Origin of the sequence: Proteiniphilum sp., assembly GCF_034331125.1 — a bacterium.
GTDB lineage: Bacteria > Bacteroidota > Bacteroidia > Bacteroidales > Dysgonomonadaceae > Proteiniphilum > Proteiniphilum saccharofermentans.
Window position 1 is genome coordinate 47,319 of the sequence record NZ_JAXQGC010000050.1, and the last position, 6,913, is coordinate 54,231.

Below are 6,913 nucleotides of genomic sequence, written 5' to 3' on the forward strand. Positions count from 1 at the left end.
AAAGAAGTATAAGAATCAATGAATCTTAAAAAAGGAAAAAGGTAAAAAGCTTTTTACAAGCTTTTTACCTTTTATTTTGCGGTATGGACGGGACTAATCACATTACTATCATAAAATACCATAAAACATCAATTGTCTATATACCAACTGTTTATGTGAAAATATTTTTCATAAAATATCTCTAAATATCCTTTGCTATGACAAAAAATGGGTGTAAATTTGGGTGTAGATTTTAAAGGCTAAATAGCATGAATATCAAGAGAAATATCATCTTTGCATTAGAGAGCAGAAAGAAAAATGGAAAGCCCATTGTAGAGAATGTACCCATCAGAATGAGGGTTGTTTACAATAATCAACGAGTGGAATTTACCACCGGTTATAGGATTGATGTGGCAAAGTGGGATTTGGAAAAACAACGTGTGAAAAACGGATGTACGAATAAACTCAAACAGTCTGCATCCGAAATCAATGCGGATTTGTTAGCGTATTTTGCCGAAATTCAGAAGATATTCAAAGAATTTGAAGTGAAGGAGGAAATGCCAACAACGACTGAGTTGCGAGAAATATTTAACCTTGTCATTAAAAAAGATGTAGCCACAGATAACGCCGTTCAAGAGGAAAAAGTGTTGTCGTTTTGGAAGGTGTTCAACGAGTTTGTTTCAGAAAACAGCAAAAGAAACAATTGGGCAAAAGGAACATTGCAAAAATTCAATGCCTTAAAAAAGCACATTGAAAGATGGAATCCCGAGCCAACAATGGATGATTTTTCAGAGAAGGGACTTTCCGCTTTTGCTGATATGCTTCACAAGCAAGACCTCAAAAACTCAACCATCGACAAACAAATAGGCTTATTGAAATGGGTACTTCGCTGGTCTGCATCAAAGAACTTGACAGTGGATAATGCGTTTATGGATTTCAAACCAAAACTGAAAACCGCGCAAAAAACAGTGGTGTTTTTAGACGCCCAAGAGTTAAAACAACTGACCGATTTTGAAATCCCCGAAGACAAAAAGTATTTAGAAAAGGTGCGTGATGTGTTTTTGTTCTGCTGTTACACAAGTTTACGTTATTCCGATGTGTATAACTTATGTCATTCGCATATAAAAGGCTCGTATATTGATATTGTAACCGTGAAAACCAACGACAGGATTGTCATCGAATTTAACGATAAAAGCAAAGCCATATACGATAAATACAAGGATTTTCATTTTGAGAACGGAAAAGTATTTCCCGTAATATCCAACCAAAAAATGAACAGTTATTTGAAAGATTTGGCTGAACTGGCAGGGCTTGATAATCCGGTGCATCAAACACACTACAAAGGAAACGAACGCATTGAAACTATTTTGCCCAAATATGCCGTGCTAAGCACCCACGACGCTCGTCGCACATTCATTTGCAACGCTCTCTCCCTCGGCATTCCGGCAAACGTGGTTATGAAATGGACAGGACACAGCGATTATAAGGCAATGAAACCTTACATCGACATTGCCGACGATATAAAAGCGAGCGCCATGAGTAAGTTTAATCAGTTGTAGAGAGATTATTTGAAGAAAAATCTGGTCAAAATTTTCAAGTGTGTTTTAAAATTCCTACATTTGCTGGAAATTTTCAAGTATGATTGAAATAATTAATTCAATAAGGAAGTACAATTTTTGGGATAGTAACCCGATAGATTTGGGATATTCCCGTACATCTTACACGGACAAAATCGGTCAGTACGTGGGCAATAAGTTGGTAAAAGTACTTGTTGGTCAGCGCCGTGCGGGTAAAAGTTATATTCTGCGTCAAATCGCATCAAAGCTAATATCCGAGGGCGTAAAGAGCGAGAATATACTTTACATCAACAAAGAGTATATGGAGTTGGCTACTTTGCGAAGTGCAGTTGAGTTGGAGCAACTTTACAAAGCCTATCGGAAAGCATTAAAGCCAATCGGGAAAGTCTATATTTTTATTGACGAAATACAGTATATAGACGAGTGGGAACGATTTGTAAACTCACATTCACAGGACTTTGCAGAACCGAGCGAGCTGTTTATCAGCGGTTCCAACTCTAATCTTTTGTCCGGTGAATTAGCAACACTTTTATCGGGTAGATACGTTGAATTTGAGATTTTCCCGTTTAGTTTTCCCGAATTCTGTGGAATTTCAGGACTGGAAATTAGTAGCGAAAGTTACAGAAAATACCTTCAAAGCGGTGCTTTGCCCGAACTTTTCAATCTGCCCAACGATGAAATGAAGCAAAATTACGTGTCATCCATCAAAGATACTGTTATGTTGCGAGACATTGTTGCACGTTATAACGTCAAAGATGTGAAGCTATTAGATGATTTATTTGTTTATTTAGTCAATACTGCATCAAGCCTTATTTCGATAACAAATATCATCAACTTCTTTGCATCTAAAAAGCGGAAAACAAACTACGAAACCTTGTCGTCTTACATCAATTATTTAGAAAATTCATTTCTTGTTCATCGTGCCGAACGCTACAATATAAAAGGAAAAGACACCATTTCGGGCAACAGCAAATATTATCTGAACGACTTGGCTTATCGAAACTATCTTTACGCCGGGTACGGTTACGGAATTGGTTATTTGTTGGAGAATGCCGTTTATCTGAGTTTGCGACGTGCCGGATTTCAAGTTTACGTGGGAACGATAAAAGATGCGGAAGTTGATTTTGTTGCCATAAAAGGCGATAAAAGGCTTTATTTGCAAGTAACGCTACAATTGACGGAGGAAAAAACCATCGAAAGAGAGTACCGCTCATTGAAACTTATCGATGATAATTTTGATAAATATGTGGTAAGTATGGATGATTACAAAATCCCCACCAACGAAGGAATTGAACATATTTCGGCGTGGAATTTAGATGAAATGCTAAATAGGTAATCTGTTCAAATTTACGCAAGAGCTTCTTGCGCAAGCTGAAAGCATAACATCAATGCCATCATCCATAGATAAAGTAGAACAAGAACAGTCCAATTTGCTCGAACGAAAATAGCTTTATGACCCAAATCACCGACATCCTTCCCCGATACACCCAACTCAATGCGATAATTGCCGAAGTTTCAAACAGGCGTTTGATTGAGTTTACACAACAACAATTTGTTGCTGACTTTCACACCCAATTTGATAATGTCCAATTGTTTGAAACAATGCTAATTGACTTGACGATGCAAACCGAATTGGAACGTTACAAGACATTAATAGAAAGTCTTTCGACTGAAATTCAGAATAATATCCGGCTGATTTTGTCAAATAAGAATGCACTTAAAAACTTGAACATTGAAAAAGCTTGCGATAACTTTGTCAATCAATACGAAGACCAAATCGGCGACCAATTACACAATACTCAAAAGCGTTGGAAAGAATTAAGCGAAATCAACAATTCGTTGGATATGATTGGTTTTCGAGCGCATTCAGAGATTGAAGAAAAGCGACTTTGGGAAAAACACGAAGCACTGACCGAAAAATACAATGAAGAAAAGGCACTACTGAACGACTTGTATGAAAAACAGAATGTTGCACGGAAAACGGCAGAAAAATATCAAGATAATTATTTCCCGAAAATTCTAACGTTGAGCCAAAAGCTAAGTGAAATAGTTCAAAAATATATTCCAAAAACAATTCACAGCCTGCCTGAAGGAATATTTTTCGATATGAAAACGGCATCGGAAATCCACAAAATTTGTAACAATACCATTTTTGAAAATCTTTCCGAAACCGATTTTTACACGGCAATAAATTTACTGGCAAGCGACAAAATATTAAAATTGAAGCAAGGCGAAAAAACACGTGTCTGTTTTCTTGTTTACAAAATGTACGAAAACATCAAATCCGGCAACAAAACGGAATGGCGGACATCTATTCTTCAACATTTGGAAATTGACGAGAGTTACTACAAATCAAAATACAAAGAACCTATTTCCGAAGTGCCAAGCCGGAAATCGGAACAATTTGCACGTGAAATAAAAGAGCTTTTTAGTTAAAACGGTTTCTCTAACCGAACCACCACTTTTACCACTCAAAATAATTTTATATCCGATTGATTTTCAATTGGATATTTTTATTCCTGCCACATCCTTACCACTTTCTTACGCCCTTACCTTTGCATCGTTCGAACATCAACCGCCGAAGTACAAGGCAATTGTAAAATCGTAACAATGAAAGGAAAAAATAATGGACTTGCAAAATTTAAAACAAAAACCATTGTGGCAAATGACGGGCGAAGAATTTTTGTATCTGCAAGAAAACTGCATCGGGAAAACCGCCCAACAAACCACATCTACCATCGCACACGACGGAACCGAGAAACGCCACGTGTATGGCATTGCCGGAATAGCCAAACTTTTCGGGTGCAGTATGCCCACGGCGCACCGCATCAAGAAAAGCGGGAAAATTGACCGAGCCATCACGCAAATTGGGCGGAAAATCATTGTAGATGCTGAACTTGCACTTGAATTAGCCGGACGTAAAACAGGCGGAAGAAAATGACGATGGAAACAAGAAACAGCAAAATCGACCTCGACGCACTTTGGCAAAAATCGCTCGTGCGTGTTACCGACGAGTTTACGCTTCCGCCCGTCATCCTGCAAGTGGACGACGCCATTATCGGCACGCTGGGCAATTTCAGCGCGTCCACCGGAAAAGCCAAAGCCAAGAAAACGTTCAACGTGTCGGCAATCGTGGCATCGGCGTTAATCAACGGACAAGTGTTGGAATATCGGGCGTCATTGCCCGAATGGAAACGAAAAATTCTCTATTTCGATACCGAACAAAGCCCGTTCCACTGCAAAAAAGTGTTGCAACGCATCCTCAAACTTGCCGGACTTCCGCTCGACCGTCAGCCAGAAAACCTGATATTCAGCCACCTTCGGGAAATTGCCAATCCCGCCGTGCGGTGCGAAATCATCCGAAAAGCCATTTACAGCATAGAAGGAGTAGGCTTGGTAATCATTGACGGCATTCGCGACCTGATGCTCGACATCAACAACGCCACACAAGCCACCACGCTCATCGGAGACTTGATGCAGTGGACAAGCGAACGGGAAATCCATATCCAAACCGTGTTGCACTTGAACAAAGGCGACGACAACAGTCGCGGACACATCGGCACGGAACTCAACAACAAAGCCGAAACCGTTCTGCAAGTAACCAAAGACCCCGCGGATGAAGACCGAAGCATCGTTTCGGCATCGTTTATCCGCTCCAAACCGTTTGAAAAATTCGCCTTCCGCATTTGCGACGAACCGGACAACATCAATATTCCGCAGTTAGACACGGAATATCAGGCGGAACCGGAATCTGCGAAAAACGGCTTTGACTACACCGAACTTTCCGAAAACGAACACCGCCAAGCGTTGGAGCTCGTTTATGAAAACGCCGAAAAGGGATTCGGTTACGGCGAAATGGTGGAAGCCTTGCGGAAGAGTTACGCCACGGTAACCGGAGTTACTTACGGTATCGGTAAAGTGAAGAAACTGCTTACGTTCCTAAAAAACAAACGGATGATAATTCAAAATAGAAGCAAGCAGTATGTTTTTAACCCCAAATTCTATTATTGACCGGGAGGTTCGGTACAATACGGGTGCCTATGGTGGCGACCCGTACCGAACCGACGGAAAAATTCGGTTCGGTATGGTCTCAGGCTATATATTCCTGTACCGTACTGAACCGATATAACGATATTTTGCTAACGAAAAGAAAAAATATCCAAATATAAAAATCTTACAACTATGAATTCAGAACAAGCCAAGCAAATCCGCATCGAAGACTATTTGTCCCGTATCGGAGTAAAACCGAGCAAAGAACGAGGTCATAATCTTTGGTACAAATCACCATTCAGAAACGAGAGTGAACCGTCGTTCAAAGTAAACCGCAACATCAACCAATGGCGCGATTTCGGAAGCGGAGAAAAAGGCAACATCATTGATTTGGCGATGAAACTGCACCAAACAAACAGCGTTTCGGACGCCTTGAGAGCCATTGAACAAGCCGTTCCCAATCCCCAAACACATCAATCGTCTTTTTCTTTTCGACAGCAGGAGATTTCAGATGAAATATCCGATGTGAAAATCAAGCCGTTAAACCATCCGGCGCTGATTGAAATGCTCAAAAATCGCAAAATACCGATGGATTTGGCACGGAAATACTGCAAAGAAGTATATTACACGCTGAAAGGTAAAGCGTATTTCGCCGTTGCTTTTCCCAGCGACAAAGACGGATTTGAAACCTTAAATCCCTATTTCAAAGGTTGTCTTCCGCCCAAAGAAATCACCACTTTCGATAAGAAAACGCAAACCGTTAATCTTTTCGAAGGATTTATGGACTATCTCAGCCTACTTACTCTGCAAGCTGGGCAAGCCGACGTTTCAGCCGTTGTTCTCAACTCAACCGCCAACCTCGAAAAAGCTGTCCCGTTTCTCTCGAAACACGAAAAAATCAACGCGTTTTTGGATAATGACGAAGCCGGTAAACAGGCATTGGAAAAACTGCAAAAACTGAATTTACCCGTGGTGGATATTTCAAAAAGATACGCCGAATTTAAAGATGTGAACGATTATTTGTGCGGGAAAAAGCTTCCGAAGTTTCAAAAGAAACAAACAATCGAAGTAGAAAAAACAATGCCGAAAATCGGCACGCGTATCAAACGCTAAACCCACGAGGCGGACACACGGGGCATTTCCACCGAAGAAATGCCGTAGCTTATTAGGGGATTTTCTTAACGCTTCGTTCCACATCCGCTAAAAATCCCCCAATAAGCCAAAGGGGTAAACCCCTCTGGACACCCCAAGTTCGCGCAAACTCACTTAACAATCAACCGCAATTTTATGGGCTACGCCATAGTACATTTGGAAAATCGAGTAGGTAGGGGGATTACTCCCCCGCCCTCTCACACCACCCGGCTTGC

The 6,913-nt window shown here is 40.6% G+C and carries 6 protein-coding genes; all 6 read left to right on the forward strand.

What is annotated here, in order from left to right; genetic code table 11:
- Nucleotides 1–248: 248 nt before the first annotated feature.
- The 6 genes from U2P89_RS12570 (at nucleotide 249) to U2P89_RS12595 (ending at nucleotide 6,659) form a co-directional block, all read left to right on the forward strand.
- Complete coding sequence (locus U2P89_RS12570) at nucleotides 249–1,538, forward strand: site-specific integrase (RefSeq protein ID WP_322191551.1); 1,290 nt, start codon at nucleotides 249–251, stop codon at nucleotides 1,536–1,538.
- Nucleotides 1,539–1,617: 79 nt separating this feature from the next.
- A complete protein-coding gene (locus U2P89_RS12575; protein ID WP_322191552.1) occupies nucleotides 1,618–2,892 on the forward strand; it encodes an ATP-binding protein in 1,275 nt (424 codons plus the stop codon).
- Between the two features lie 116 nt (nucleotides 2,893–3,008).
- Entirely contained in the window at nucleotides 3,009–3,992 is a 984-nt protein-coding gene (locus tag U2P89_RS12580) for a hypothetical protein (protein ID WP_322191553.1), read from the forward strand.
- A gap of 190 nt (nucleotides 3,993–4,182) precedes the next feature.
- Nucleotides 4,183–4,497 (forward strand): DUF3853 family protein, encoded by a 315-nt coding sequence (locus tag U2P89_RS12585; protein ID WP_322191554.1) that lies wholly within the window; start codon nucleotides 4,183–4,185, stop codon nucleotides 4,495–4,497.
- Between the two features lie 2 nt (nucleotides 4,498–4,499).
- On the forward strand, nucleotides 4,500–5,567 hold the full coding sequence (locus U2P89_RS12590; RefSeq protein WP_322191555.1) for an AAA family ATPase: 1,068 nt from the start codon (nucleotides 4,500–4,502) through the stop codon (nucleotides 5,565–5,567).
- A gap of 171 nt (nucleotides 5,568–5,738) precedes the next feature.
- Nucleotides 5,739–6,659, forward strand: a complete 921-nt coding sequence (locus U2P89_RS12595; protein WP_322191556.1) for a toprim domain-containing protein — start codon at nucleotides 5,739–5,741, stop codon at nucleotides 6,657–6,659.
- Nucleotides 6,660–6,913 lie beyond the last annotated feature (254 nt).